The organism is Citrobacter freundii ATCC 8090 = MTCC 1658 = NBRC 12681 (assembly GCF_011064845.1).
Classification (GTDB): Bacteria; Pseudomonadota; Gammaproteobacteria; order Enterobacterales; family Enterobacteriaceae; genus Citrobacter; species Citrobacter freundii.
Genome location: NZ_CP049015.1, coordinates 3,553,432 through 3,579,634 on the forward strand (window position 1 = coordinate 3,553,432; position 26,203 = coordinate 3,579,634).

Consider the following 26,203-nt stretch of genomic DNA (forward strand, 5'->3'; position numbering starts at 1 on the left):
TTTTATTTTAACACCATGCGCTTAATGTGGCCCACGTAACTGCTGCTGCAATGTTAACAGGCACTCCACTTCTTCCAGCCTGCGCAGTGTCGTTTGGCTCACCTCCTGCGGACAACGTTCAAACAAACTTTGCGCTCCCAGAATTTGCTCAGCGAGACAATGGGCGTAAATCGTACCAGTAATGCTCCAGCGTTGTACCACCTCGCCGTCAATCACTTCCAGTACATCTTCTGTACCGCGTCGGTCATGGCTGATAATACGTCCGTCATGCAGATAAAGCCGCAGACCTTTTTGCCCACCAGCTGGCCCTGCATATTTGTTGAGCCAGATATCCAGTGGAATGCCGCTAATCTGCCCCTGAAGATGCGCCTCGCCTTCTGCCGTGGTCAGGTCACTCTGGGGGATATCACGTCCCAGACGGTCTTTAGCACTCACTAACCGCAGCACCATCTCATTATTCCCTCCCAGATACCGTACCGTTTCCCGCAGCATTGCTAACACGTGCGTACCGATATCCAGAATCACGCCATCCGGGTGGCGAAGTTCACGCGTGTCCGGTTCACCGGTGGCAAAGTTAAGCGCTATCGGCTCCCCTGCAGCGTTAAATCCACTTGGCTCCTGCAAAAAACCTTCGATTTTCACAATCTCGGCAAAAGTGCTGACCAACCCTCGTTTCACCGTTTCGATGCGCGCCATCCAGTGGTCGAGTGCCAGTACACGATCGGCGGCTCCTGGTTGAGCCAGCAGCATTTTCAGTTTTTCAATTTGGGAGAGCGTGGCGACAATAGGTTTTTCAACCACGATACGTGCGATGGGAGAGGCCAGGGCCTGTTCAAGCACCTCAAGGTGATGCAAGGATGCGGTCGTGATGAACAGGGTATCAAGAGGCTGAGTAAGCAGCTCTTCGAGCGACGTACAACGCGTCACGCCTGCTGGCTGTTTTGTGGGTTGAACATCAAACCCCACACAGCGTAATGAATCACCGAAGAGGCTACGTAATGCGGGCAAGTATGCCGTTTCAACGACTGCGCCCAGCCCAACAAACCCTAACAGCATGTTCTCACCTCAAAAGTTGAATTACCGGGGCATAACGTCTGCCCCGGCATCATCGAGGTGCTATCAGGCGCTAGTTGCCGGTTTAGTCTGTGTATTCTCCAGCATGCGACGAATCGGAACAATGAGAACGATCAGTACCGCGGCGCAGATAAGCAGCGCAATCGAGCAGCGCGCAAAGAGATCTGGCAGCATATCAAGCTGGTCGGCCTTCACATGACCACCAATCAGACCCGCGGCCAGGTTACCCAGCGCACTGGCGCAGAACCACAGACCCATCATCTGTCCACGCATTCTTTCCGGTGCCAACAGCGTCATGGTCGCCAGACCAATTGGGCTCAGACACAGCTCGCCGAGCGTAAGCATCAGGATACTGCCTACCAGCCAGAATGGAGAAACACCCGCGCCGCCATTTGCCAGCACGTCTTGCGCCGCGAGCATCATCACGCCAAAGCCCGCCGCTGCGCAGAGAATGCCGATGACAAACTTGGTGATACTGCTTGGGCGAATATTCATGCTCGCCAGTTTTGGCCACGCCCAGCTGAATACCGGGGCCAGCAGAATGATGAACAAAGCGTTAATCGACTGGAACCATACTGCCGGGATTTCAAAATCGCCGATCATACGGTTAGTGTAGTCGTTGGCGAACAGGTTGAACGAGGTAGGTTTCTGCTCAAAGGCAGACCAGAAGAACGCAGCGGAAACCAGCAGGATAAAGCAAACCAGCAGCCTGGCACGTTCTTTACGGTTCAGCCCCGCAAAGACGAACAGATAGATAAAGTAAAGCGCAACTGACGCGGCAATCACGTACACCAGCATGCTGGCAACCGCGACCGGGTTAATCACAATCACTCCCTGCGCAATCAGGGTAACAACAATTGCTACACCAACTGCCAGCGCCAGCAGCCACGCGCCCACACCATTACGTTTCACAACCGGGCTGTTCCAGGTCGAGTCCAGGCCCACTTCGCTATCGTAGCGTTTCATCGCCGGAACGGCAAAGATACGGAAGATGAGCAATGCCACCAACATTCCGATACCACCGATACCAAAACCCCAGTGCCAGCCGTGAGTTTTAATCAGCCAGCCGGAGATCAATGGCGCGATGAAGGAACCCAGGTTGATACCCATGTAGAACAGCGAGAAACCGCCGTCACGGCGCGCATCGCCTTTTTTATACAGCGTACCCACCATCACCGAGATACAGGTTTTGAACAGGCCAGAACCGAGCACAATGAACATCAGGCCAATAAAAAACAGGTTGTCACCCATGATGGCCGAGAGTGCAATCGACAGGTGACCAAGTGCTATCAGGATGGAGCCATACCATACCGCTTTTTGTTGACCAAGCCAGTTATCCGCCAGCCAGCCACCTGGCAGCGCAGCAAGATACATGGTACCGGCAAAGATACCGACAATCGCCGAGGCATTTTCACGCGCCAGTCCCATGCCGCCGTCATAAACGGTAGCCGCCATAAACAGGATCAGTAACGGACGAATGCCATAAAACGAAAAACGCTCCCACATCTCAGTAAAGAACAATGAGCCGAGCGGATAAGGATGACCGAAGAAAGTTCGGCTTTCTTTTTGATTAACAGAGGATTGCATAATTCTCCCGAAAGTTATGTCGTCGTGCGTGTAAACACCGCGATGTACGCCGACCAGTTACGTAGCTGGTCGATTTTTTACATGCGGCGAAGATTTATTTAACCATTTGATAACCTGGCAGTAGTTTTGTCTAGTACCAACCGGGGGACTTTAAGATGAAAACTCGACAATTGTCTACTTTCTTAGATTTAAACTTGGTAAAAAACGAATAGTGATTGACATTGCGCGGGCTGAGGTTGACGTTGGAATAACGAAAAAAAACCCGCGACAAGCGCGGGTTTTCATCTGCATCAGCAACGATTACTTGCTTTTTTTAATGTGTTTAATCAAACGCTTACGTTTACGCATTTGAGTCGGAGTCAGCGTATTGCGTTTGTTTGCAAACGGGTTTTCCCCTTCTTTGAACTGAATACGGATCGGCGTCCCCATTACGTCCAGAGATTTGCGGAAATAGTTCATCAGATAACGCTTGTAGGAATCCGGCAGGTCTTTGACCTGGTTGCCGTGAATCACCACGATTGGCGGGTTATAACCGCCCGCGTGGGCGTATTTCAGCTTCACACGACGACCACGCACCAGTGGCGGCTGATGATCTTCTACTGCCATGGTCATGATGCGCGTCAGCATCGCGGTGCTCACGCGACGGGTGGAGCTGTCATACGCTTCACGGACCGATTCAAACAGATTACCCACACCGCTGCCGTGCAGCGCAGAGATAAAGTGTACGCGTGCAAAATCAATAAAGCCCAGACGGAAGTCCAGCGTCTCTTTGACCTGCTCTTTTACTTCCTGCGTCAGACCATCCCACTTGTTCACAACGATAACAAGTGAGCGCCCACTGTTGAGGATAAAGCCCAGCAGCGACAGGTCCTGATCGGAAATCCCTTCGCGCGCGTCAATCACCAACATCACCACGTTGGCATCTTCAATCGCCTGCAGCGTTTTGATAACTGAGAATTTTTCTACCGCTTCGGTAATTTTGCCGCGCTTACGCACGCCCGCGGTATCGATAAGCACATATTCGCGCTCATCGCGCTGCATCGGAATATAAATACTGTCACGCGTGGTCCCTGGCATGTCGTAAACCACCACACGATCTTCGCCAAGAATACGGTTAGTAAGTGTGGACTTACCTACGTTCGGGCGACCCACGATCGCCAGTTTGATCGGCAAATCCTGCGGATTAAAATCATCTTCAGGCTCTTCTTCGCCATTTTCTTTGGCTTCCAGCTGCGCCCAGTATTCCGCGTCTTCGTCCACTTCTTCCTGCGGAGCAACGTCATCCATCCACGGCAGCAGAACATGCTCCAGCAGACTGAGAACGCCACGACCATGGGACGCCGCGATCGGATAAATTTCACCCAGACCCAGAGAGTAGAAATCAACAACCGCCTGGTCAGGATCGAGTCCGTCAGTTTTGTTGGCTACCAGGAACGTCGGTTTCTGGCGCGAGCGCAGATGTTTCGCAATAGCTGTATCCGCTGGCATCAGGCCAGCACGCGCGTCCACCATGAACAGCACAACGTCCGCTTCTTCGATAGCCAACAGCGACTGTTCCGCCATACGAGTTTCAACACCGTCTTCGGTGCCATCAATACCGCCGGTATCAATACAGATAAACTCGCGGCCTTCAATTTCCGCACGACCGTACTTACGGTCACGAGTCAGACCCGGGAAATCCGCAACCAGCGCATCTCGGGTGCGAGTTAGACGGTTAAATAACGTGGATTTGCCAACGTTAGGGCGCCCGACAAGCGCGACCACAGGTACCATGTTTAAAGCCTCATTTAAAAAATCATCAGACAACGGGCACATTTTTGCTCCGTTGTTAAAAACAGTAAAACGGCCCCTGCACCAGGAGCCGTTTTTCAAAGCGAGCGGCCGCGACGATTAACGCGTAATAGAGTACAGCGTACCGTCTTTCGCCTGGATCAGCAGTTTACCATCAGCAGAGACCGGCTCGGTCAGGAAACCTGAGCTGTCAACTTTCTGCTGGGCAACAAAACGGCCATCGTCAACGTTAATCCAGTGCAGGTAGCCTTCGCTATCACCGACGACCAGATTGCCGTTATACAATACCGGGGACGTCAGCAGACGGTGCAGCAGATCGCTTTGCGTCCACAGCGTCACGCCGCCATCGGTGGTCAGTGCCAGCACGCGGTCGTTCTGATCAACCAGGTAGATACGGTTACCGTCGACGATGAAATCATTCACCGAGCCCAGTTCGCGTTTCCACATGATCTGACCACTGCGCAGATCCAACGCCGTCAGGTTACCATTATAAGCCAGCGCGTAAACAACGCCATTGACGATAACCGGCGTGGTATCAACGTCGCTCAGACGATCGATTTCCGTTGGGCCTGTCGCCTGAGAGATACGCTGCTGCCAAATCATCTGGCCCTGCTGCATCAGCACAGCGCTTACGCGACCGTTATCACCGCCAACAATAGCTGCGCCAAAGGCGGTTGCCGGAGCGGATTCGCCACGTAGAGACAGAGAAGGCATGTCGAGGTTAACGGTCCATTTGATGGCGCCGTCGGCTTCGTTTAAGGCCTGCAACTGACCGTTGCTGGTGTGGATCAATACCACGCCATCGCTCACAACAGGACGAGACAGCGCTTCACCAGCGACTTTCGTCTGCCATGCGGTAGTACCGTCACTGGTGTTCAGCGCATAAACCTGTGCTTTTTCACTGCCGATATAAACATGACCGCCGGCCACGGTTACACCGCCAGAAAGCTGTGCAGATGCACGGGAGAACCAGCCATCTTTCTCACCCAGATTCACAGACCAGACTTCTTTGCCGTCGCCTGCGTTCAACGCTTTAACTACACCAGCGCGAGAGGCAGCATAGACAACGTTATCCGCCAGCGCAGGATGAAGATTGGAATAGAAATCACCAATACCGTTTCCTACAGAGGTGCTCCATTCCGTAGACGGAGTAAACTGGTTTTCAACCACCGGTAATGGGGACATCTTAACGACATCTTCTTCGCCACTAAACAGTGAACAGCCGCTCAATAGGGTAACGGAAAGCAGCCCTGGCAGAAGTAATTTACGCAATTGCATCGGGTCCCTCTCAGATGGACAAATTATTGATTTTCATCTGCATCATTTCGCTCAGAGCAGGAGAGGCATCGCTTTTCACACCCGCTTCCCATGCGCTACGCGCACCTTGTTTATCGCCTTTACTCAACAACGCTTCACCACGCAGATCGGCAACAATGGCCGCCCACCCTTCACCTTTAATGGTTTCGAGTGTTTTCAGCGCGATATCAGCCTGTTTAAGCTGAACCTGAACACGAGCCAGACGCAGGTTTATCACTGCTTTGAGATTTTCATCGCTGGTCGCAGCCAAGCCTTGTTGCAGTTGGCTTGCGGCTTTCTCAAGTTCATTTTGGTCAACAAACTGCTGCGCCAGTTCCAGTGAAGCCAGCGCGCCATAGGTATTTTTATTCTCTGCAGCAAATTTCTCAGCGGCAGGAATGCTGTCCGGTTTACCCGCGCTAACCGCAGTCACCGTATTTTGATACGCCAGAGAAGCAGAGCGTGCGGACTCCGTCTGATGGCTGGTCCAGTAACGCCAACCAACCAGCGCGCCAACCCCTAAAATGATCCCAACAGCCAGCGCCTTGCCGTTTTCAGCAAAGAAGCGTTTTACCGCATCAACCTGGTCGTGTTCGTTCTCGTAAATTTCCACGCTGTCCTTCTCCTTAGCCCAGTAAAGTGCGCAAATGCGCGGCAACGCTATCCTGCGCTACTGCCGTTTGCTCACCAGAGCGCAAATCCTTCACTACAACAGTACCGTCAGCCACTTCGGACTCGCCCAGTACCAGTGCAACGCGGGCGCCCCACTTATCGGCACGGGCAAACTGTTTCTTAAAGTTGCCGCCACCGTGGTTTGTCATCAGTTTCACACCAGGAACTTCATCGCGCAGACGTTCTGCAAGCGTCATTGCTGCCGACTGCGTGTCCGCCCCTGAAGCGACCAGGTATATATCGACAACAGGATCTGCGTTAAATTCCGGATTAACTGCCTGAACTAACAAAACAAGTCGTTCCAGACCCATAGCAAAGCCCACGGCAGGCGTTGCACGACCGCCAAGTTGCTCTACCAGACCGTCGTAACGACCACCGGCACACACGGTACCCTGAGAGCCCAGGCTGCTGGTGACCCACTCAAATACGGTGCGGTTGTAGTAATCAAGACCACGAACCAGACGCTGATTGACGGTGTAGGCAATGCCTGCGGACTCCAGCAGTTTGCACAAACCCGCGAAGTGCTCGCGCGAGTCGTCATCCAGATAGTCGCCCAGTGCAGGCGCGTCGTTGAGCAGCGCCTGTACTTCCGGGTTTTTGGAGTCGAGAACGCGCAGCGGGTTGGTGTACATACGGCGCTTGCAGTCTTCGTCCAGTTTCTCTTTGTGCAGTTCCAGGTAGGCAACCAGCGCATCACGGTAGTTAGCGCGGGCTTCAAGCGAACCGATCGAGTTCAGCTCCAGGCTGACATGCTGAGAAATACCCAGCGCGCGCCACCAGCGAGCGGTCAGCATAATCAGTTCTGCATCGATGTCCGGGCCTTGCAGGCCAAACACTTCGACACCCAGCTGATGGAATTGACGATAGCGTCCTTTCTGCGGACGTTCGTGGCGGAACATCGGCCCGATATACCACAGACGCTGTTCCTGATTGTACAGGAGACCATGTTCGATGCCGGCGCGTACGCAGCCCGCAGTCCCTTCAGGACGCAACGTCAGGCTGTCGCCATTACGGTCCTCAAAGGTATACATCTCTTTTTCAACCACGTCGGTGACTTCACCGATCGCGCGTTTGAATAACGGGGTCTGCTCTACAATCGGCAAGCGGATTTCACTGTAACCGTAGCTGCCGAGCACGTTTTTAAGAGTGCCTTCAATGCGCTGCCAGATGGCGGTTTCGCCAGGCAGATAATCGTTCATGCCGCGAATGGCTTGAATGTTTTTTGCCACGTTTATTCTCTTTATGAATATAAAAATGAACCCTCAGCGCTAACCCGAACAATGCGGGCGCCATGCGGGTTCAATCATACACGGGAAGCATGCCGCTTCCCATCACGTTGTTATTTTTCAAGCTGCTGCACGTCGATACGACGCGCTTCGTCCAGAATACTTGCTTTGGCACGAATGCGGGCTTCAAGCTGCGTAATCATGTCGTCGTTATCGAGTCTGTCCTTACGCACGCCGTCTTCATACAGGCCGCTTTTCTTGTTACCGCCCGTCACGCCCAGCGTAGAAACCAGCGCTTCACCAGGGCCGTTTACTACGCAGCCGATGATCGAAACGTCCATTGGCGTAATGATATCCTCCAGGCGTTGCTCCAGCGCGTTAACCGTACCGATAACGTCAAACTCCTGACGCGAACAGGTTGGGCAAGCGATGAAGTTGATCCCGCGCGCGCGAATGCGCAGCGATTTCAGGATATCGAAACCAACTTTGATCTCTTCCACCGGATCGGCCGCCAGAGAAACACGCAGCGTATCGCCGATCCCTTCAGATAACAGCAGGCCAAGGCCGATCGCGGACTTCACCGAACCACTACGCAGGCCACCAGCTTCGGTGATCCCCAGATGCAACGGTTGATCGATCTGTTTCGCCAGCAGGCGATAGGATTCTACGGCGAGGAAAACGTCAGACGCTTTAACACTAACTTTGAATTGATCGAAGTTCAGACGATCGAGGTGATCCACGTGGCGCATCGCGGATTCCAGCAGCGCCTGAGGCGTCGGTTCACCGTATTTTTCCTGCAGATCTTTTTCCAGCGATCCGGCGTTGACACCGATACGGATAGGAATATTTTTATCACGAGCGCAATCCACCACCATGCGAATACGCTCTTCACTGCCGATATTACCTGGGTTAATACGCAGGCAATCAACGCCGTATTCCGCCACCTTCAGTGCGATACGATAGTCGAAGTGTATATCGGCAACCAGCGGGACGTTAACCTGCTGTTTGATAAGCCTGAACGCTTCTGCGGCATCCATTGTCGGTACAGAGACACGAACAATGTCTGCGCCTACGCGTTCCAGCGCTTTAATCTGATTAACCGTCGCTTCCACGTCCGTGGTACGCGTATTAGTCATAGACTGTACGGCGATGGGCGCACCATCGCCGATCGGCACGTTCCCAACGTAAATGCGTGTCGATTTTCTACGTTGAATTGGAGCCTGGTTATGCATTAAAAAATCTCCCGCATTGCCGTCTGTTACTGAGCCGGTGATTGTTCGGCATTAACGGTCAGACGCGCAACCTGGTTAGTTCTGATAAAACGACTCAGATCGACAGGTTTACCCTGGAACTGAATCTGCACTGCCGCCGGAGCACCAATCTTCAGTTTGTACGGTGCCTGACCGGTCAAATTCAGATTGCCATCTTTACGCTGCATCCCGCTGAACAGTTTTTTACCGGTCGCATCGGTGACTTCCAGCCAGCAATCGGCGGTAAAGTTCATCACCAGCGCGTTAGGATCGGCTGCAGGTGTAGTCACACCTGCCTGATCGGTCGGCAGCGGTGCCGCGGTAGCTGGCGCTGTGGTTGCAGTATCGACGTTAGCCTGAGAAGGGGCAACGACGGCGTTTTGTTGCGCATCAGCAGCCGGGGCCTGAGCCGCTGCGGTATCTTGTTGCGCTGGCGCTGAATCCGTTACCGCGCCATTTTCAGCAGCCGACGTGGTATCCTGGCTTGCTGCAGCGCTGGTATCTAACGGTACATTCTGCGCACCCTCTTTACCGGCATTCAACTCAGCGGAGGATTGATCGGCCATGGTGGTGATCTCTTCCTGCTGCGCTTTATGGTTCTGCCACCACCAGGCGCCAGTCAGTCCGACAACGACAAACAGTACCAGCCAGGTAAAGGTCATTAACCAGCCGTCGCGTTTCTTACGACGCTTACCGAGCGAGAAGCTCTGCATCGGTGCGACTTTGGCAGGACGAATCGGAGCCTGTTTTTCCAGCCCTGGCAACAGTTCTTCTTCAGGAATATGCACCAGACGCGCATAAGAACGGATATACCCGCGCAGGAATGTTGAAGCAAGATCGGCTGGTGCCTTATCTTCTTCAATATCGCGTACCGTGGAGACCTTCAGGCAAAGTCGCTCCGCGACTGCCTGCTGGCTGAATCCGAGTTGTTCACGGGCATTGCGCAGACGAATGCCGGTGGATAGTGTTTCATTTTTGTCGTGCGTGGCTTCAGTATTCATTCGCTACAGCTGCGTAATATTTGGGTTCTGATGCCGGCGAGCCACAATGCTCACCCACACCGCGAAACATCTGGTCAGTTAACCTTCGTCAGACAGTATAAAACGGTCAGACTATCAATGACAAAACGGCGTAAACCTGAGGGCTAAACACTTGTTACGCCGTTACATACTGCCTTAAAGTCGACAAAAACGCACCGTTATTATTGACCTGACGACGACAACAAAAAACCTCATATGGCTTACGTTGCACTACGGTACAAGAATTATACCGTAGTGCGCCAACATCAAACGGTCTTAATGTCGATAGCGTCGCCCTGCATACGCTTACGCAAAGTACGCTTGGTACGGTCGATAACGTCGCCCGCCAACTGACCACAGGCTGCATCGATGTCATCGCCACGTGTTTTACGCACAATGGTGGTGAAACCATAGCTCATCAACACTTTGGAGAAACGATCGATACGGCTGTTAGAACTACGGCCATACGGCGCGCCCGGGAACGGGTTCCACGGGATCAGGTTGATCTTACACGGCGTATCTTTCAGCAGTTCTGCCAGCTGATGCGCGTGTTCGGTGCCATCATTGATGTGATCTAACATCACATACTCAATGGTCACACGGCCCTGGTTAGCGTTGGATTTCTCCAGATAACGACGAACCGCGCCAAGGAATGTTTCGATATTGTACTTTTTGTTGATCGGTACAATTTCGTCACGAATTTCATCGTTCGGCGCATGCAGAGAAATCGCCAGCGCGACGTCAATCATATCACCCAGCTTATCCAGCGCAGGGACAACGCCCGAGGTGGAGAGCGTGACGCGACGCTTGGACAACCCAAAACCGAAGTCATCCAGCATGATTTCCATCGCCGGCACTACGTTGGTCAGGTTGAGCAGCGGCTCACCCATCCCCATCATCACCACGTTGGTGATAGGACGCACGCCCGTTGCTTTGACCGCGCCGACGATTTTCGCCGCGCGCCAGACCTGGCCAATGATCTCCGATACCCGCAGGTTACGGTTAAAGCCCTGTTGCGCCGTAGAGCAGAATTTACACTCTAATGCGCAACCGACCTGTGAAGAAACACACAGGGTCGCACGATCGTCTTCCGGGATATACACCGTTTCAACGCGCTGATCGCCAACAGCGATAGCCCATTTGATCGTACCGTCAGAAGAACGCTGCTCTTCCACCACTTCCGGGGCGCGAATTTCAGCCACTTCTTTCAGCTTGTTACGCAGCACCTTATTGATGTCAGTCATGTCATCAAAGTTGTCGCTGCAATAGTGGTACATCCACTTCATGACCTGATCGGCACGAAACGGTTTTTCGCCCATCTCTTTGAAGAATTCGCGCATTTGCTGACGGTTCAGATCCAGCAGGTTAATTTTTCCATTTTTATTTGGAACCGCAGGAATGACGACTTCAGAGGTGTTAACTAGTTCAGACATAATTTTTTCCGGCCTCGTTGTTACACGTTGTGGCCCGTGGAGGGTTAAAAAGAAACGCCCCGGCAAGCGATCTGCTCTTCCGGGGCGTTGCATTGTACAAAGTCTGGCGCAGGGATGCCACGTTTGCACGAAGCATTAGCGAAAATAATATGTAAATCGCTAATTCATCTCCAAAGGATTTCGCGTCGCAGGAAGGCGGCAAGTTCGAGCATCCCCGGGAGCATAGAAAACTATGTGACCGGGGTAAACGAATGCAGCCAACGCATCTGCGACGTGAAAGACGCAGGAGATTAGCGAGTGCGCGGGCAAACCTCACCTTCACCAAAGAAATAGGCGATTTCGCGCGCCGCTGACTCAACGGAGTCGGAACCGTGAGTACCGTTCTCGGTGAAGCTGTCAGCATAGTCTGCACGCAGAGTACCGGCCAGCGCATTCGCTGGGTTGGTTGCGCCCAGCAGATCGCGATGACGCTGTACGGCATTTTCGCTTTCCAGAACAGAAACAACGATCGGACCAGAGGTCATGAATTCAACCAGACCGTCAAAGAACGGTTTGCCATCGTGCTCAGCATAGAAACCACGCGCCTGCTCAACGGTCAGGTGCAGCATTTTAGTCCCGACGATTTTGAACCCTGCTGCTTCAAAGCGCGCAAAGATGCTCCCAATAACGTTTTTTGCCACCGCGTTTGGTTTGATGATGGAAAAAGTACGTTCAATAGCCATGATAACCTCTGTAATGTGTTCTGTTGTTGTCTATATAGATGTACGACCTGGCGCGGATTATAAAGAGCATCCCGGCAATTGACTATTGATGAAGGTAACATTTCTTTAAAATAAGATGAATTTTAGCAACAAACAGTCACTAACTGGTCTACTGCATCGAAAATCTCACCGTCGCTACCTGGCCTGCATCATCCATCACCAGCAGTTGATAATCCCCTTTAGTCGCCAGCCGTAACGTAAGACGACGTCCGCGTTCATCCAGCCTTTCACCGTTAAGAAACCACCAGCGTTCACCGCTCCCACCGCTGGTTTGCACCGGTAATGAGGCTTGAGCAGAACCGGGTAAACGCTTCACAATCGCGCCATCACGAATGCCTGTCAACTGCAACGGCTGCGAAGCGTCTTGTCCCAGCGGCGGACATGTGGCAGAAACTGGCGGTAATCTCGCCCCACGACGTTCTGATTCCGGTAGCCATGGCTCCAGCGGCAACGGCCAAACGATTAACGTTTGCTCGTGCGCCTGCGGGCAATCCGCCGCCACACGTTTGCCTTCATCATCCAGCCAGACAGGAAAACGAATGCCATTAACCCCTTCCTGCTCGGGCAATAATAACGTTGGCGGCTGACTGCCATCCAGTAACCAGGTTGCCAGACGGCGACGGCAGTTGCTGTCACCGGGGGCAAGAGATTGCCCGCCCGGCCAGCACACCACACCACGACTCACGGATTCAGGGCGTGGATCTTCCGGCTGATTTGTCCCGCGAGAGAGCAAAAGATTGTTGACCTGATTGAGCAACGGCACGGCACTGGCGAAACCAAACTGCCCCACCACTGGCGTACCATCGGGCCTGCCGGTCCAGATACCGATCACATAACGCGCATTAACGCCAATCGCCCAGGCATCGCGATAGCCATAGCTGGTACCCGTTTTCCACGCCAGAGGGACCACTCTGCTCAGCGCGTTATCCGGCAGCGGTTGCGCTTCGTCAGCCATAATGCGGCGAATAATCCACGCCGCGCCCGCCGACATCAACGGACGTTCCAGTAGTGGGTCACCCGGCTGCAGACGCAGTTTTCCCGCTTTTCCCTGGCGGGCAAAGGCACTGTACGCTGCGGCCATATCTTCCAACCTTGCCCCCGCACCGCCCAAAATCAGCGACAGATTCGGCGTAGCCCCTGCGGGCAGATACAGCGGTAAGCCGACGTTACGTAACGATGCGGCAAAACGCTTCGGGCCATAGGCTTCGAGTACCTGCACGGCGGGTAAATTCAGCGAGCGCACCAGCGCTTCGCTCATGCTCACCGGGCCATGAAAACCACTGTCAAAATTCCCCGGTCGATAGTCCCCGGTTCGCCGCGGGACATCCTGCAATAACGAAGCGGGATGGATGAGTCCGTCATCCAGCGCCAGGCCATAAACAAACGGCTTCAGCACCGAGCCAGGCGAACGGATTGCATTCACCATATCCACATGACCAAAACGAGAGTCGTCATTCATATCTACCGACCCCACCCAGCCACGCACGCTCATATCGGTGTGATCGACCACGATCATCGCCAGCGAACTGCGCGCAGGTAAGCGCCCCTTCCAGTTTTGCGCCAGCTCTTCCAGTTGACGCTGCAATCCGGCATCAAGGGTAGTCACGATTTTATCGCTTCGGCTTTTTCCCAGCATCATGCGCGAGAATAACGGTGCTAACTGCGGCATTTGCCGGGGCGCCAGCCAGACCGGTTCTTCACGCGACTCCTGCACCTGTCTGGCAGGCCAAATGCCCTTGGTTGCCATACGTTCGAGCACTTTATTACGCGCCGCTTCAGCACGGTCCGGCCAGCGGTCCGGGCGCAGACGGCTCGGGGCCTGTGGCAGCACAGCCAGCAATGCGGCGTCAGAGTAGCTCAGTTGTGCTGGCGATTTGCCAAGATAGGCCCAGCTTGCTGCGCCCACGCCCTGCAACGTGCCGCCAAACGGCGCACGGTTAAGATACAGCGTCAGGATGTCGCGCTTGGACAGATGCCATTCCAGCTGCAAAGCGCGCCAGAGCTGGCGAAACTTACCGCCAAAGGTGCGCGGATGGGGGTCGAGTAAACGCGCCACCTGCATAGTGAGCGTACTGCCGCCAGAAACCACACGCCCAGAGGAGAGGTCTTGCCATGCCGCGCGCAGTACTGAAAATGGATTGACGCCGGGATGCTTCCAGAACCAGCGGTCTTCGTAGTTAATTAACGCCTCAAGGTAGCGGGGCGACACCTCATCAATCGTTACCGGATACCGCCAGATACCATCCGCATCGGCAAAGCGCCACAGCGGCGTACCATCATGCGCCACCACGACCCGCGCCGGATCGACTTCGTGCAGCGGCAGCGGCCAGATTTTATCTGCCGCCCAAACCGCCGCCACAAACAATAGTGCAACGGCTGCCAGCCAGAGCCAGCAGCCGCGTTTACCCAACCCGCGTATCATTTACGGTCTGACAATCAAAAGTCCCTCTGTCGCACCGGTCGCGCGCCACTGCGGAATATACATTGATTCCACCTGCGGGACAGGAACCCGGTAGGTCCCCGGCGTTACCGCCCGCGCCAGATACACCAGCGTAACCGGTTGTCCTTCGTTGACCGCCACCGCGGCAACAAAGCGATCGTCACGGAACTCAACGTGCTGGATATCTGCCTGCTGCATCTGATTGAGCAGATTCGCCACTTCGCTGCCGCTATCCTGCAGGCTGGCACTGCCGTTGGCCAGATTCTGGTTTTCCAGTTCCAGTCCTGCTGGCAGTAAATCGACCACCAGCGCATCCGGCATGTTCTGGCTGGCTTTTACCTCCAGCCAGACCAGCACCAGTTCGCCGCTACGCAGCGAATCCAGCGATTTGCTATTTCCGTCAATTCCCAGGATTTGCCGCTCAATACGCAAAACGTTGCTGGCAGGCGTCGGTGCGGTTTGTGGATAACCACTCACATCCAGACGCAACCACAGCGGTAGATTACCGGTATTGGTGACGCTCAGCGTAGACAGCGCATCGGCATCCAGATTGCGGGTTAGCGATTTATCCCCTGCTAATGGTTGTTCCGAGAGTGACGTTTGCGCCTGCCACGTACCAGGCAAATCCTGTAACGTACGCGCGGCAAGGAACAACGCATTATTTTCCTGCGTCGAGAGCCAGCGCTGTCCAAAGGCCTGTTCTGACAACGTGTTCAGCAGCGTATTCTGCACGTCAGGTTTGATCTTGTTCTCTTCGAGCAAGGCCAGCATCAACGCGTTATCCCGTAACGCACTGCCGTAATCCGCCATCCACTGTTGCGTATCGCGGCGCGGTGTATTCAGGGCCAGCGTCAACGCCTGTTCACTGCGATTGGCATCGCCCATATTTTTCAGCGCGATCCCCAGTTGTAACAGCGGTAAACCAGAGGCTGCTTGCGCACGACGCTCCCAGATCTCACGCAATGCGCCGAGCGGAGCTTTTTGCTGATGTGCCAGAACCAACGCGGCGTAGGCTTGTACGGCAAACCGGCTTGCTGAAGAGTCGTCGGTATAGCGAATCGACATCATGCCCGGATCCTGCAAATAGCGCAGTAGCCGCTCGTTGCCCCGGTTAATCACCTCTACCGGGACACTGTAGCCCTGTTCATTTGCCCGGACGAGGAAATCCATGACATACGCGGTCAGCCAGTACTCTTCCGACCCGTTTTTATCCCACAGCGCAAAACCGCCGTTATCACGCTGCATCTGCACTAAACGGGAAATCCCAATATCAACTGCCGCGCGACGTTTTTCATCGCTGTCGCCCACAATACCTAACGCCTTCAATCGCGCAGCGTTGGTGTATAAGGATGGGAACAACCCGCTCGCCGTTTGCTCCAGACAACCGTAAGGGTACGCTTTCAGTTCGCGGATATAGCGCGCCAGGTTTAGCGGCGGCTTACCGCTGAACAGCAGTTGCCCCTGCATCGTCACAGGGGAGAGATTGATCAGTTCTTCGCCCGTAAGCTGCCAGGTCGCGCCCGGCTGAAGTGCGACACCGTTATTAACGGTTTGCGCCGGGAACGCCGGACGCACGCCAATCTTCCACTGTTTATGCTGAACAGGCAGCGTTTCACCCGGTAAAGTCAGACCGCTAATTTCTGCCTGAATTTCGCCATCGCCAAACCCTTCCCGCGCGCGCACCGGAATAAACAGCGTAGTCCTTACGCCTGGCGCCAGATTTACCGGCGCGGGATCTTGCCCCATCAGCTCCAGTAAACCATTGGCCGCGAGCTTAATATTCAGCGTTTGCGGTTTGTCAGTCAGGTTAGTCACGTCCAGCGTCAGGCGCGAGGTATCGCCTCCCGCCAGAAAACGCGGCATATTCAGTTCAGCAATCACCGGCGCCGCAACAATCACTTTGCTTTCGCTGCTGCCAAAGTCATCCGTCGTCCAGGCCTGCGCCATTACCCGCAGCTCGCCGTTGAAATCACCAATAGGTAACGTCACCGTACCTTCGCCCTGCTCGTTAAGCGTGACCGGCAGCGCCTGTTGCGCCACGATATTGACGTGATTAACCGGTGGCTTACCGCCGCGTTTTAATTCATCGCCATCACCACCAAAGCGCAGCGCCGCCAGGCGTCCTTGCCCTTCGATCACCTGGCCGTAAATATCATAAATATCCGCGCCATAGCGTTTTTGCCCGAAAAACGCCTGCCACGGATCCGGCGTGGCGTAATCGGTAATGTTTAGCACCCCGCTATCAACTGCAGAGACCAGCACGTTAACCTGTTTTGGTACGTCGCCATTTTTGACGCTGGCTTTAATCTTGACGGTCAACGGCTGGTTTGGACGTATTTTCGCCGGGTTTTCCAGCGCCAGCGCCAGACGACGGTTTTCGTCACCTAACGGCAAATGCAGTAAACCGACCGCCCGTTTTGGCGTTGCCGAACGGGACTTGTCGCCAGGACGAACCACCAGCGCACTAAGATACAAATCGTGGCGATTCCAGGTTTTATCGATTGGGATGGAGATATCGAGACCATCCGCCGGTACGTCTATTTCTTGCCACCACAGCGGGCCTTCGCTGGATTCCACCATCGCATAACCTTTGCCAGCAGCGGGAGCGGCAACGTGCAGCTTCATGGTATCACCGGGACGATAGCTGGGTTTGTCCAGTTTCAGCGTCACGCGATCGGGACGCACAGCCCCACTGCCGTCGCTGTTATCCTGCCAGCTATAACCGGCCCAGAAGCGTACGCTGCTCACCGCATCATTCGGAGCTTTCACTTCCAGACGATAGGCGCCCCACTCAACCGGGAAGCTGACTTTACCGGTTTCATCGGCCTTAAGATCCAGAGTCTGCTCACCTTCAACCAGATCCTTTTGATCGAACTGTGATTGCCAGCCCTCGCCTTCAGACCAGTTCCAGTAATAATCTCGTCGCTCGCGGATCAAACGCACCTGCAAACCGGACACCGCTTTTTTCTTGCCTTGCGCATCGGCATACACAATGTCGAAAGCGGCGTTGCTGTTTTCATCAACGATAGGCTGATTCACGGTGGTATCGGTGCGGTAGTCATAGACGGCTTTCGCTGCAAACTGCGGACGAATGCCCGGCAGCGTATCCGCAGGCCAGATGGCTTGCTCAACCCGACGCGTCACCGGACGGCCCCCCGACTCCAGCAGACTGGCTTGCAAAACCACCTGTAACGGGGAATGCGTCTCCTGCCACTGGCTGTTGGTGGTCACTTCGCCGCGTCCGTGGTCATCCAGCGTGAGCTGAACTTCATCGAGGCTGCGGGAAAGGTTTTCTTCGGCAATATTACCAAACTGGAACCCCGGCAATGCCTGCACCGCTTCGCGCAGCGGGCGCAGGAAAAGCTGCCCTTGCAGAGCATTGCCGTTAGCGGGCGCGCCGTACAGGTAGTAGCCCACTACCGAAAACTTCACGTCATCAGTTGGTGCCACCGGGATCTTATTGGCGGAGAGATTGAGCGCCATTCGCTCCGGCATAAAGTCTTCGACGTGGAAATCCCACATCCGCGACTGGTTATCACCGGTATTAGCCCGAATATGCCACATGCCGGTTGGCGCGTTGGTGTCCAGCGGCCAGCTAAAGCGGTACAAGCCGTTTTCCGGTTGGCTAACTACCGAACGTAACACTTGTCCGTCGGGCTTCACGACCTCCAGCTTCACCGGCTGGTCGGGCAACGTTTTGCCATCGCTGTCACGCAGTAATCCGTTGAGGATCACCGTTTCGCCAGGACGATAGAGATCGCGTGGGCCAAACATAAAGAACTGCTTGCTGTATCCCGGCGCACCGGCAATATCAAATTCAGCCAGATCCAACGCCGGGAGCTTCAGATCCAGCAGCGTGGTTTGTCCGTCTTTGCGGGCCAGCAATAAAGCCGCGTCTTTATCAGTCTCCAGTTTGACATGACCCTGAACGTCGCTGGTAGCCTGCGCCAACGTCTGTCCTTTTTCATTGAGTAACGTGACCTCAATCCCCTGCTGCGCGGCGCCGTTTTCCAGACTCTGCGTAAAGACATCCAGTTGATTATGGTAACGGTGTACAGACACACCAATATCGCTGAGCGTGAACAGCGTAGCGGCATTACTGTAGTTGTATTGTCCAGCCTGATTCATCACCGCGATGTAAACACCTGCTTGCTGCAACGGCTTGATATCGCTCAGCGGCAACAGCAGCTTCTCACGGGTGTTGCGCGCAGGATTGAGGTCAAAGCGTCCGGTATACACCAGTTCCGCCATTTTCAGCAGATTGTCAGATTCCCAGTTAGTCAACGAATTGCGGTATTCCCACTGGCTGACAAACGCACCGAGCGACTCAGGCTTCACGCGGAAGAAGTTCACATCTACGCTATTAACGTTAAGGGCCATCACCGGCAGCCCTTCAATCACTTTTCCCGGCAGCAGCGAGCCGCGACTGGCAAACCCTAAGCTTGGCTGGACGTCGCGAGTAGTAATGTTTTTTTCATAATCAATAGCGAACGTCGCTTTATTCAGCGCCAGCAAATCACGCTCAATGGTAACGACCAGTTCCCGGTTAGGTTCCAGATGGCGTAAGCGTAGCTCTTTCAGATTTGGCGCCAGCTCCCAGGCACCATCCACTTTGCCGCTTTTTTTATCAACAACGTGCACGACGCGGGAAAAATCTTGATCCGGATCGAGGGGAATGGAGAAGGTCAACACGAGCGTTGCCGCACCGTCGAGCTGGACCTCTGAGGCATCCAGCAGCGTCAGCGACTTGCCCTGGCTTTGCTGCATCAGTTTTTGTAATTGAGCCTTATCTTTTGCTGGCGCTGTCTGTGGCGCAGGCTCATCAGGCTTCGCAGCCGTCGGTGATTTTTCGTTATTATTATCACACCCGACCAGTGCCAGCATCAGCATGCAGGCCGCTACGCGTAAATGTTTCATTTTTCATCCCTGGCCGTAGTGGCCCGTTAGCTACGTAGAACAACTATTATGCGTCAGATTTCCGGCGGTGGAAGTCAGTAACTGAACAACGTTGTCTTAATTTTAGTGATTAATGTGGATTCACCTGACAAATCAGCCTGTTTTACTTGTCGCTTTACGGTAAACATCCGACAATTTGCCAAAACCTGGTAAAAATGGAGATGCCTATGACCACCGCCTTCTTTGTCGCTGCCGACTGGCTTGCCGAACACATTGACGACCCGGAAATACAAATTCTTGATGCCCGGATGGCACCTCCAGGACAGGAAGATCGCGATGTTGGCGAGGAGTATCGTGCGGGCCATATTCCTGGCGCAGTCTTTTTTGATATTGAAGCGCTTTCAGATCATACCTCACCGCTACCGCATATGATGCCGCGCCCGGAAGCTTTTGCCGTTGCGATGCGTGAGCTGGGCGTTGATCAGGATAAGCATCTGGTTATCTACGATGACGGTAATCTGTTTTCCGCGCCACGCGCATGGTGGATGCTGCGGACATTTGGCGTCGAAAATGTCTCCATTCTGGCGGGCGGTCTGGCAGGCTGGAAGCGCGATGATCTAATGCTCAAAGAAGGCGATGAGGATTTACCTGAAGGTGAATTTAACGTGGCCTTTACGCCTGGCGCTGTTGTGCGTGTTACCGATGTACTGCTGGCCAGTCATGAAAAAACCGCACAGATTGTCGATGCGCGACCGGCTGCGCGTTTTAACGCAGAAGTTGACGAACCTCGTCCTGGCCTGAAGCGTGGTCATGTGCCCGGTGCGCTTAATGTACCGTGGACAGAATTGGTTCGTGACGGCGAGCTGAAAACTACCGACGAACTGGATGCTATTTTCTTCAGCCACGGCGTGAGCTTTGACCGCCCGATTATCGCCAGCTGTGGCTCCGGCGTAACGGCTGCCGTGGTGGTGCTGGCACTTGCCACGCTGGGCGTTTCTAACGTCGCATTGTATGACGGCGCATGGAGCGAGTGGGGTGCTCGCAACGATTTACCGGTAGAACCATCTGAGGCTAAATAAAATCTGATTTATTCATCTTTTTCGTCCACAAAAAAACCGCTCAAATGAGCGGTTTTTTTGTGCTGGTCCGGTTCGCGGCCTTTCCAGCAGGCTATGTCACCATAGCAATGCAAGCGTACATCAGTGGGCAAATAGTCCCTTTTAAGGGAGTGAATGTCAAGTTAATTAGCTGCGAAACTATTCACTATTTGAGGTATTATCTTTTCCGGCCCTTTTCGCCGCCTCGCAAGCGGGCACTGGTTTCAGGAAAGGATGTCCCATGGCCGTATATGCAAGCGTACATCAGTGCTTGCTATCACGGCATTATCGCCAGTGGTGCTGTCGTGATGCGGTCTTCGCATGGACCGCGCAATGAAGATACGATACTTCTGTATCGTGCTTGTTGTATCTGGTGCATTGTGTCTTCACGGTGATCAGAGTTACTCAGGTAATTCTGCACGCATGACGCTCAGCGCCCAGAGCAAGTAAGCCTGGTAGCCGCCTTTCGGGGCGGCTTTCCTTCACTCAGATAATCCGATTCTGTTTAAAGTCGCGCAGGAAACCGCCCCAGCGACGTTCATAGAACGGTGCGATGTGCTCAGTGATAAAGTGGCTCACGCCCTTCTCACCTTTCCTCACCTGGCAAATATCAATCGGTTCATCACCCGGTAACGTATCCGTTGCAACACTCCCCGTGGCATGAATAATCTCTTCAATATCGCCATCCGCTTCAATGCCAATCAGCAGGTTGGGTTGGGCATCCGGACTTTCTTTGATCGAGCAGAGAAACGCGCGTTTTACCGGCTTAATGGTTTTAAACAGCGTAGTCAGCGAGTCAATCATCTGCGCCGGAGGTTCAGCGACTTCAGAGAGGAGCAGCGATTCACCGCCTTCCAGTACTTCCTGGGTGCTGAGCGGATTCCCTTCTTCCCCCATCAGCAGGCTGATTTCACGCGGCATAAATTCTTTGCCGGTCGGCAGTTTCGCGTTGAGAAACAGCGTTTCGCCGAGCGTCATTTCAAACAATGTACGCACCGGCATGACGACAAATGCCTGCTCATCTTCAACCGCCTGCTGAAGAGCTTCCAGGGAGGTGAAGAACGGGATCACGGTCGTGCCGTCTTCTTTTTCCCAGTGCTGAAGATCGAGGGCGCTGTCTTCAACCACCGCCTCGCCTTCTGCGGCTGTACCCGGCACCCAGACGGTAGACTCCAGTAAAGTACGGAAAAATGCCGGACGATGCGCAGGCTCTGTCGCCGCTTGCTCCAGCAGGGTTTCTAATTCGTTTTTCGTTTCGGACATAGAGATCACAAATTATGTATATGGGTTGTAGGCCTGATAAGACGCACGGCGTCGCCATCAGGCAAAATACCGGGTGGCACTTCGCTTACCCGGCCTACAAAAACACCGTTCAGGCAATCAGCAGATTTGCAATCGTGCGCACACCCAGACCAGTTGCGCCCGCAGACCACTGCTCAACTGGCGCTTTGCGATAGGTTGCAGAGCAGTCGATGTGCAGCCAGCCTTGCTGATAGTTTTCCACGAAATGGGACAGGAAACCCGCCGCGGTGCTAGCACCCGCCGGATAGGCCGCACTGCCGGTATTATTCAGCTCGGCAAAGTTAGACGGCAGCTGGCTACGGTGGAACTCTGCCAACGGCAGACGCCAGAACGGCTCGTTTTCTTGCGCCGCGCTTGCCAGCAGACGGGCAGCCAGTTGATCGTCAAAGCTAAACAGCGCATGGTAATCGTTGCCCAGCGCAGTTTTCGCCGCGCCGGTCAGCGTGGCGGCATCAATGATCAATTCTGGTTTTTGCGCGCTGGCGTCAATCAGTCCATCGGCCAGTACCAGACGCCCTTCGGCATCGGTATTCATCACTTCAACTTTTTTACCGTTGCGATAGTGAATAATATCGCCGAGTTTAAAGGCGTTGCCGCTAATCAGGTTATCCGCGCAGCACAGATACAGCTTCACGCGCTTGTTCAGACCACGGGTGATGGCGAACGCCAGCGCGCCGGTCACCGTTGCCGCGCCGCCCATATCAGACTTCATCGAGTCCATAAATGCGCTTTGCTTGATGCTGTAACCGCCGGAGTCAAAAGTAATTCCCTTACCCACCAGGCAGGCATAAACCGGGGCTTCTTTATCGCCAGTTGGATTGTAATCCAGCGCCAGCAGTACCGGAGGACGTTCGGAGCCACGACCTACGGTATGCAATCCCATGTAGTTCTGCTCGCGCAGATCTTCGCCTTTAGTGATGCGGTAAGAGACGTTATCGCAGGCAACAGAGCACAGCAGGTCTACTGCGCGTTGCGCCAGCTGTTCCGGGCCCAGCTCTTCTGCCGGGGCGTTAATGGTATCGCGCACCCAGTCAATAATTTTCAGGCGGTTATCCAGCTCTTTGCGCTGCGCCTCATCCAGAGCGGCCCACTCAACTTTGCGGGTGCCTTTTGGCCCTTTGTAGCCCTGCCAGAACGCCCAGCTACGTTCAGTATCCCAGCCTTCACCATCCAGTTGGACATGTTTAATACCCAGGCCGTCAATTTTACGGGCGGCGCGCTGGATAAGGCCGAGGTCATCTTTTCCGTTCAGGTGCAGGGTAATGCCATCATTATTAATGCTGTATGTCGCCTTTTCACCCCAGCGGGCATCAGCGGGTTGCGTGGAAAGCGTAATTTTCATGGCTTCTGTCATTTTATTTATCCTTATTTTCGCGCATACAGGAAAACGGGCCACCCGTGGGCAGCCCGTTGACTTATTCGGCTTCGTCCAGCCAGACCAGCAAAATGGCCTCAAGGATTTTTTCGTTCGATGCCTGAGGATCATCATCGAACTCTTCCAGGTCACAGATCCACTGGTGCAGATCGGTGAAACGAACGGTCTTGGGGTCGAGATCGGGGAACGCGTCGTACAGCGCCTCGCCGATTTCACGGCTATCGGTCCACTTCAGTCCCATACTACCCTCTGTTAATGCTCACGTGCATGATTGATTGTGTAACGTGGGATTTCGACCACTAAATCGTCCTCGGTGACACGTGCCTGACAGCTTAAACGGCTCTCCGGCTCCAGTCCCCAGGCTTTATCCAGCATGTCGTCTTCTTCTTCTGTGCTTTCCGGCAAAGAATCAAAACCTTCACGTACGATGCAGTGGCAGGTTGTGCAGGCACAGGATTTTTCACAGGCGTGTTCAATCTCGATACCGTTACGCAGGGCAACGTCAAGAATGGTTTCGCCGGTCTCAGCTTCCAGAACTGCGCCATCGGGACAGAGATCCTGATGAGGCAAAATAACAATCTTTGGCATATTAAACCTCGTCCACGGAATGGCCTTTCAGCGCGCTACGGACGGACTTGTCCATGCGGCGAGCGGCGAATTCCTGGGTTTGTTTGTCTACGTTTTTAATGGCTTGTTCTATCGCGTCAACATCGTCACCCTGTGCAACCTCGCTCAAATGCGCGGCGGCGGTGTCGATAGCCTGACGTTCTGCGGCGCTTAACAGCGCGGCATCAGCGTTCAACGCACCGGATAAACTTTCCAGTACGCGTGCCGCTTCGACTTTCTGTTCTGCCAGCATACGGGCTTTAACGTCCTGCTCGGCAAAACTCATCGAATCCTGAATCATGGAGGCGATTTCACTGTCGGTCAGACCGTAGGACGGTTTAACCTGAATTGAGGACTCAACGCCGGTGGATTTTTCCATAGCGGTGACGCTCAGCAGGCCATCGGCGTCCACCTGGAAGGTCACGCGGATGTGTGCGCCGCCAGCTGGCAATGCCGGGATGCCGCGCAGCGCAAAACGCGCCAGTGAACGGCAGTCCTGCACCAGCTCACGCTCGCCTTGCATTACGTGAATGGACATCGCGGTTTGGCCATCTTTAAAGGTGGTAAAGTCCTGCGCGCGCGCCACCGGAATCGTGGTGTTACGTGGGATCACTTTCTCCACCAGACCGCCCATGGTTTCCAGTCCCAGGGACAGCGGGATAACGTCCAGCAGCAGCATTTCGCTGTCCGGTTTATTTCCGACCAGAATATCTGCCTGGATTGCCGCACCAATAGCGACCACTTTGTCCGGGTCAATAGAAGTCAGCGGCGTACGGCCAAAAAATTCACCGACGCGTTCACGCACCAATGGCACGCGAGTTGAACCACCGACCATCACCACTTCCAGCACATCCTGCGGCTCCACGCCCGCATCTTTCAGCGCGCGACGGCAGGCCAGCAGCGTACGCTTGACCAGTGCGGAAATGAGTTCATTAAAGGTTTCACGGGTGATTTCACCCTGCCATCCCGCCACGTTAACCGTTACAGAATCAGCGTCGCTAAGCGCGATTTTCGCTGCAATAGCAGCATCCAGCAGTTCGCGCTGTACGCGGTTATCGCTACGGTCGGCCACGCCAGCCTGCTCGCGAATATAATCGGCCAGCAGATGGTCAAAATCGTCGCCGCCGAGCGCGGAATCACCGCCGGTCGCCAGCACTTCAAACACGCCGCGGCTCAGACGCAGAATAGAAATATCAAAAGTACCGCCGCCAAGATCGTAGACAGCAATCACGCCTTCCTGACCGGAGTCCAGACCATAGGCAATCGCTGCTGCGGTCGGTTCGTTCAACAGACGCAATACGTGCAGGCCCGCCAGACGCGCGGCGTCTTTGGTCCCCTGACGCTGTGCATCGTCAAAGTAAGCCGGAACGGTGATTACCACGCCATCCAGTTCGCCGGACAGTGATTCGGTTGCCCGCGCGGCCAGCGCTTTCAGAATATCCGCGGAGACGCGCACCGGATTAAGCAATCCGGCAGCGGTTTCAATCATCGGCAAGCCGTTTTCGCTTGCCTGGAACGTATATGGCAGATGCGGGTAACGCGCCTGGATATCCGCCAGAGAGCGGCCCATCATGCGTTTTACCGAACTGACGGTGTTTGCCGTATCCAGCGCAGCATTGGCGCGGGCATCGTAACCGACAGAATAACCCTGCTGCTGATAGTGAACCACTGACGGCAACAGGTGGCGACCTTCATGGTCTGCCAACGTTTCGGCCTGGCCGCTGCGTACGGTCGCAACCAGGGAGTTGGTGGTGCCTAAATCGATACCTACCGCCAGACGACGCTGGTGCGGCGCGGCGCTCAGACCAGGCTCACTAATTTGTAATAAGGCCATTTTCGCTTCCGGAAATTAAAAATCGAGCAGTTTTTCTTCGAGTTGTTCTGCACTGCTTCGCAGTTTATCGAGAAAACGCAGCTTACGCACGGTATCTGCCGCTGCGTCCCACGTCTCGCTATCCAGCTGTTCCACCATCAGTTGATGACGAACGTTATACATTTCGCTGACGCGTTGCATAAACGCATCTAAACGTTGACTGTCTTTTGCCTGTTCAATTTCGTCCAGCTCTTCCCGCAGCTCCAGTTGTTCCATCAGAAACGCGGTATCGCGCACCGTGTGCTGCTCACTACGGATGTCAAAGCCGTGTAAAGACAATAAGTATTCGGCGCGCATCAAAGGATGACGCAGCGTTTGCCAGGCCTGGTTGATCGTGGCGGACTGCGAAACCGCAGCAAGTTGTTCCGCCTGAGAACCGCTGGCAAATTTATCAGGATGATACTGACGTTGTAGATCCTGAAAACGTAGGCTCAGCGCCTGAGTATCGAGCTGATAACGGGCCGGCAAGCCAAAGAGGGTGAAGTAGTCCATAACATTCTCAGGG

Annotated in this window: 20 protein-coding genes; 2 read left to right on the forward strand and 18 right to left on the reverse strand. The window is 54.3% G+C overall.

Features of this window, described 5'->3' with window-relative positions; translation table 11 throughout:
• Window positions 1-21: 21 nt before the first annotated feature.
• From G4551_RS17195 to G4551_RS17250, 12 genes are all read right to left on the reverse strand, one after another.
• The gene (locus G4551_RS17195; RefSeq protein WP_003838460.1) at window positions 22-1,056 is read right to left on the reverse strand and encodes a Gfo/Idh/MocA family oxidoreductase; all 1,035 of its coding nucleotides are present in this window, start codon (window positions 1,054-1,056) and stop codon (window positions 22-24) included.
• Window positions 1,057-1,119: 63 nt separating this feature from the next.
• Window positions 1,120-2,661, reverse strand: coding sequence for a peptide MFS transporter (locus tag G4551_RS17200; RefSeq protein WP_003037736.1), 1,542 nt, complete (start codon window positions 2,659-2,661; stop codon window positions 1,120-1,122).
• 300 nt (window positions 2,662-2,961) lie between these two features.
• Entirely contained in the window at window positions 2,962-4,434 is a 1,473-nt protein-coding gene (gene der, locus G4551_RS17205) for a ribosome biogenesis GTPase Der (protein WP_003838456.1), read from the reverse strand.
• 117 nt (window positions 4,435-4,551) lie between these two features.
• A complete protein-coding gene (gene bamB / locus G4551_RS17210) occupies window positions 4,552-5,730 on the reverse strand; it encodes an outer membrane protein assembly factor BamB (RefSeq protein WP_003838454.1) in 1,179 nt (392 codons plus the stop codon).
• Window positions 5,731-5,740: 10 nt separating this feature from the next.
• The gene (locus G4551_RS17215) at window positions 5,741-6,361 is read right to left on the reverse strand and encodes a YfgM family protein (protein WP_003838453.1); all 621 of its coding nucleotides are present in this window, start codon (window positions 6,359-6,361) and stop codon (window positions 5,741-5,743) included.
• Window positions 6,362-6,374: 13 nt separating this feature from the next.
• Entirely contained in the window at window positions 6,375-7,649 is a 1,275-nt protein-coding gene (gene hisS / locus G4551_RS17220) for a histidine--tRNA ligase (RefSeq protein WP_003835173.1), read from the reverse strand.
• Window positions 7,650-7,759: 110 nt separating this feature from the next.
• Window positions 7,760-8,878, reverse strand: a complete 1,119-nt coding sequence (gene ispG / locus G4551_RS17225) for a flavodoxin-dependent (E)-4-hydroxy-3-methylbut-2-enyl-diphosphate synthase (protein WP_003838451.1) — start codon at window positions 8,876-8,878, stop codon at window positions 7,760-7,762.
• 26 nt (window positions 8,879-8,904) lie between these two features.
• Window positions 8,905-9,897 carry a cytoskeleton protein RodZ gene (gene rodZ / locus G4551_RS17230; RefSeq protein ID WP_003838449.1) on the reverse strand — a complete coding sequence of 331 codons (993 nt, stop codon included), beginning with the start codon at window positions 9,895-9,897 and terminating at the stop codon, window positions 8,905-8,907.
• A gap of 284 nt (window positions 9,898-10,181) precedes the next feature.
• Entirely contained in the window at window positions 10,182-11,348 is a 1,167-nt protein-coding gene (rlmN, locus tag G4551_RS17235; RefSeq protein ID WP_003037713.1) for a dual-specificity RNA methyltransferase RlmN, read from the reverse strand.
• A gap of 290 nt (window positions 11,349-11,638) precedes the next feature.
• Window positions 11,639-12,070 carry a nucleoside-diphosphate kinase gene (gene ndk / locus G4551_RS17240; RefSeq protein WP_003037710.1) on the reverse strand — a complete coding sequence of 144 codons (432 nt, stop codon included), beginning with the start codon at window positions 12,068-12,070 and terminating at the stop codon, window positions 11,639-11,641.
• Window positions 12,071-12,218: 148 nt separating this feature from the next.
• On the reverse strand, window positions 12,219-14,531 hold the full coding sequence (gene pbpC, locus G4551_RS17245; RefSeq protein WP_003838446.1) for a peptidoglycan glycosyltransferase PbpC: 2,313 nt from the start codon (window positions 14,529-14,531) through the stop codon (window positions 12,219-12,221).
• Complete coding sequence (locus tag G4551_RS17250; protein ID WP_003838444.1) at window positions 14,532-19,466, reverse strand: alpha-2-macroglobulin family protein; 4,935 nt, start codon at window positions 19,464-19,466, stop codon at window positions 14,532-14,534. It lies immediately after the preceding gene.
• A gap of 206 nt (window positions 19,467-19,672) precedes the next feature.
• On the opposite strand from G4551_RS17250, the gene sseA reads away from it, so the two are divergent.
• Window positions 19,673-20,524, forward strand: coding sequence for a 3-mercaptopyruvate sulfurtransferase (sseA, locus tag G4551_RS17255; RefSeq protein WP_003037701.1), 852 nt, complete (start codon window positions 19,673-19,675; stop codon window positions 20,522-20,524).
• Between the two features lie 351 nt (window positions 20,525-20,875).
• Complete coding sequence (gene timP, locus G4551_RS23955) at window positions 20,876-20,992, forward strand: small toxic inner membrane protein TimP (protein ID WP_242670821.1); 117 nt, start codon at window positions 20,876-20,878, stop codon at window positions 20,990-20,992.
• 36 nt (window positions 20,993-21,028) lie between these two features.
• Here the strand turns inward: timP and sseB are convergent, their stop codons facing one another.
• The 6 genes from sseB to hscB all read right to left on the reverse strand — a co-directional run bounded on the left by sseB (window position 21,029) and on the right by hscB (window position 26,190).
• On the reverse strand, window positions 21,029-21,805 hold the full coding sequence (gene sseB, locus G4551_RS17260; RefSeq protein ID WP_003838442.1) for an enhanced serine sensitivity protein SseB: 777 nt from the start codon (window positions 21,803-21,805) through the stop codon (window positions 21,029-21,031).
• 109 nt (window positions 21,806-21,914) lie between these two features.
• A complete protein-coding gene (gene pepB / locus G4551_RS17265) occupies window positions 21,915-23,198 on the reverse strand; it encodes an aminopeptidase PepB (RefSeq protein ID WP_003037696.1) in 1,284 nt (427 codons plus the stop codon).
• A gap of 61 nt (window positions 23,199-23,259) precedes the next feature.
• Window positions 23,260-23,460 (reverse strand): Fe-S cluster assembly protein IscX, encoded by a 201-nt coding sequence (gene iscX / locus G4551_RS17270; RefSeq protein ID WP_003037694.1) that lies wholly within the window; start codon window positions 23,458-23,460, stop codon window positions 23,260-23,262.
• Between the two features lie 11 nt (window positions 23,461-23,471).
• Window positions 23,472-23,807 carry an ISC system 2Fe-2S type ferredoxin gene (gene fdx, locus G4551_RS17275; RefSeq protein WP_003037690.1) on the reverse strand — a complete coding sequence of 112 codons (336 nt, stop codon included), beginning with the start codon at window positions 23,805-23,807 and terminating at the stop codon, window positions 23,472-23,474.
• A gap of 1 nt (window position 23,808) precedes the next feature.
• The gene (gene hscA, locus G4551_RS17280) at window positions 23,809-25,659 is read right to left on the reverse strand and encodes a Fe-S protein assembly chaperone HscA (RefSeq protein WP_003838439.1); all 1,851 of its coding nucleotides are present in this window, start codon (window positions 25,657-25,659) and stop codon (window positions 23,809-23,811) included.
• Window positions 25,660-25,674: 15 nt separating this feature from the next.
• The gene (gene hscB / locus G4551_RS17285) at window positions 25,675-26,190 is read right to left on the reverse strand and encodes a co-chaperone HscB (RefSeq protein ID WP_003838436.1); all 516 of its coding nucleotides are present in this window, start codon (window positions 26,188-26,190) and stop codon (window positions 25,675-25,677) included.
• Window positions 26,191-26,203: the final 13 nt, after the last annotated feature.

Bases quoted from the DNA above. Each gene is read 5' to 3' on its own strand.
- ndk (WP_003037710.1), bottom strand. From the start codon at position 12,070: ATGGCTATTGAACGTACTTTTTCCATCATCAAACCAAACGCGGTGGCA.
- rlmN (WP_003037713.1), bottom strand. From the start codon at position 11,348: ATGTCTGAACTAGTTAACACCTCTGAAGTCGTCATTCCTGCGGTTCCA.
- ispG (WP_003838451.1), bottom strand. From the start codon at position 8,878: ATGCATAACCAGGCTCCAATTCAACGTAGAAAATCGACACGCATTTAC.
- G4551_RS17250 (WP_003838444.1), bottom strand. From the start codon at position 19,466: ATGAAACATTTACGCGTAGCGGCCTGCATGCTGATGCTGGCACTGGTC.
- pbpC (WP_003838446.1), bottom strand. From the start codon at position 14,531: ATGATACGCGGGTTGGGTAAACGCGGCTGCTGGCTCTGGCTGGCAGCC.
- rodZ (WP_003838449.1), bottom strand. From the start codon at position 9,897: ATGAATACTGAAGCCACGCACGACAAAAATGAAACACTATCCACCGGC.
- fdx (WP_003037690.1), bottom strand. From the start codon at position 23,807: ATGCCAAAGATTGTTATTTTGCCTCATCAGGATCTCTGTCCCGATGGC.
- sseB (WP_003838442.1), bottom strand. From the start codon at position 21,805: ATGTCCGAAACGAAAAACGAATTAGAAACCCTGCTGGAGCAAGCGGCG.
- hscB (WP_003838436.1), bottom strand. From the start codon at position 26,190: ATGGACTACTTCACCCTCTTTGGCTTGCCGGCCCGTTATCAGCTCGAT.
- G4551_RS17195 (WP_003838460.1), bottom strand. From the start codon at position 1,056: ATGCTGTTAGGGTTTGTTGGGCTGGGCGCAGTCGTTGAAACGGCATAC.
- pepB (WP_003037696.1), bottom strand. From the start codon at position 23,198: ATGACAGAAGCCATGAAAATTACGCTTTCCACGCAACCCGCTGATGCC.
- sseA (WP_003037701.1), top strand. From the start codon at position 19,673: ATGACCACCGCCTTCTTTGTCGCTGCCGACTGGCTTGCCGAACACATT.
- iscX (WP_003037694.1), bottom strand. From the start codon at position 23,460: ATGGGACTGAAGTGGACCGATAGCCGTGAAATCGGCGAGGCGCTGTAC.
- bamB (WP_003838454.1), bottom strand. From the start codon at position 5,730: ATGCAATTGCGTAAATTACTTCTGCCAGGGCTGCTTTCCGTTACCCTA.
- timP (WP_242670821.1), top strand. From the start codon at position 20,876: ATGAAGATACGATACTTCTGTATCGTGCTTGTTGTATCTGGTGCATTG.
- der (WP_003838456.1), bottom strand. From the start codon at position 4,434: ATGGTACCTGTGGTCGCGCTTGTCGGGCGCCCTAACGTTGGCAAATCC.
- G4551_RS17200 (WP_003037736.1), bottom strand. From the start codon at position 2,661: ATGCAATCCTCTGTTAATCAAAAAGAAAGCCGAACTTTCTTCGGTCAT.
- hscA (WP_003838439.1), bottom strand. From the start codon at position 25,659: ATGGCCTTATTACAAATTAGTGAGCCTGGTCTGAGCGCCGCGCCGCAC.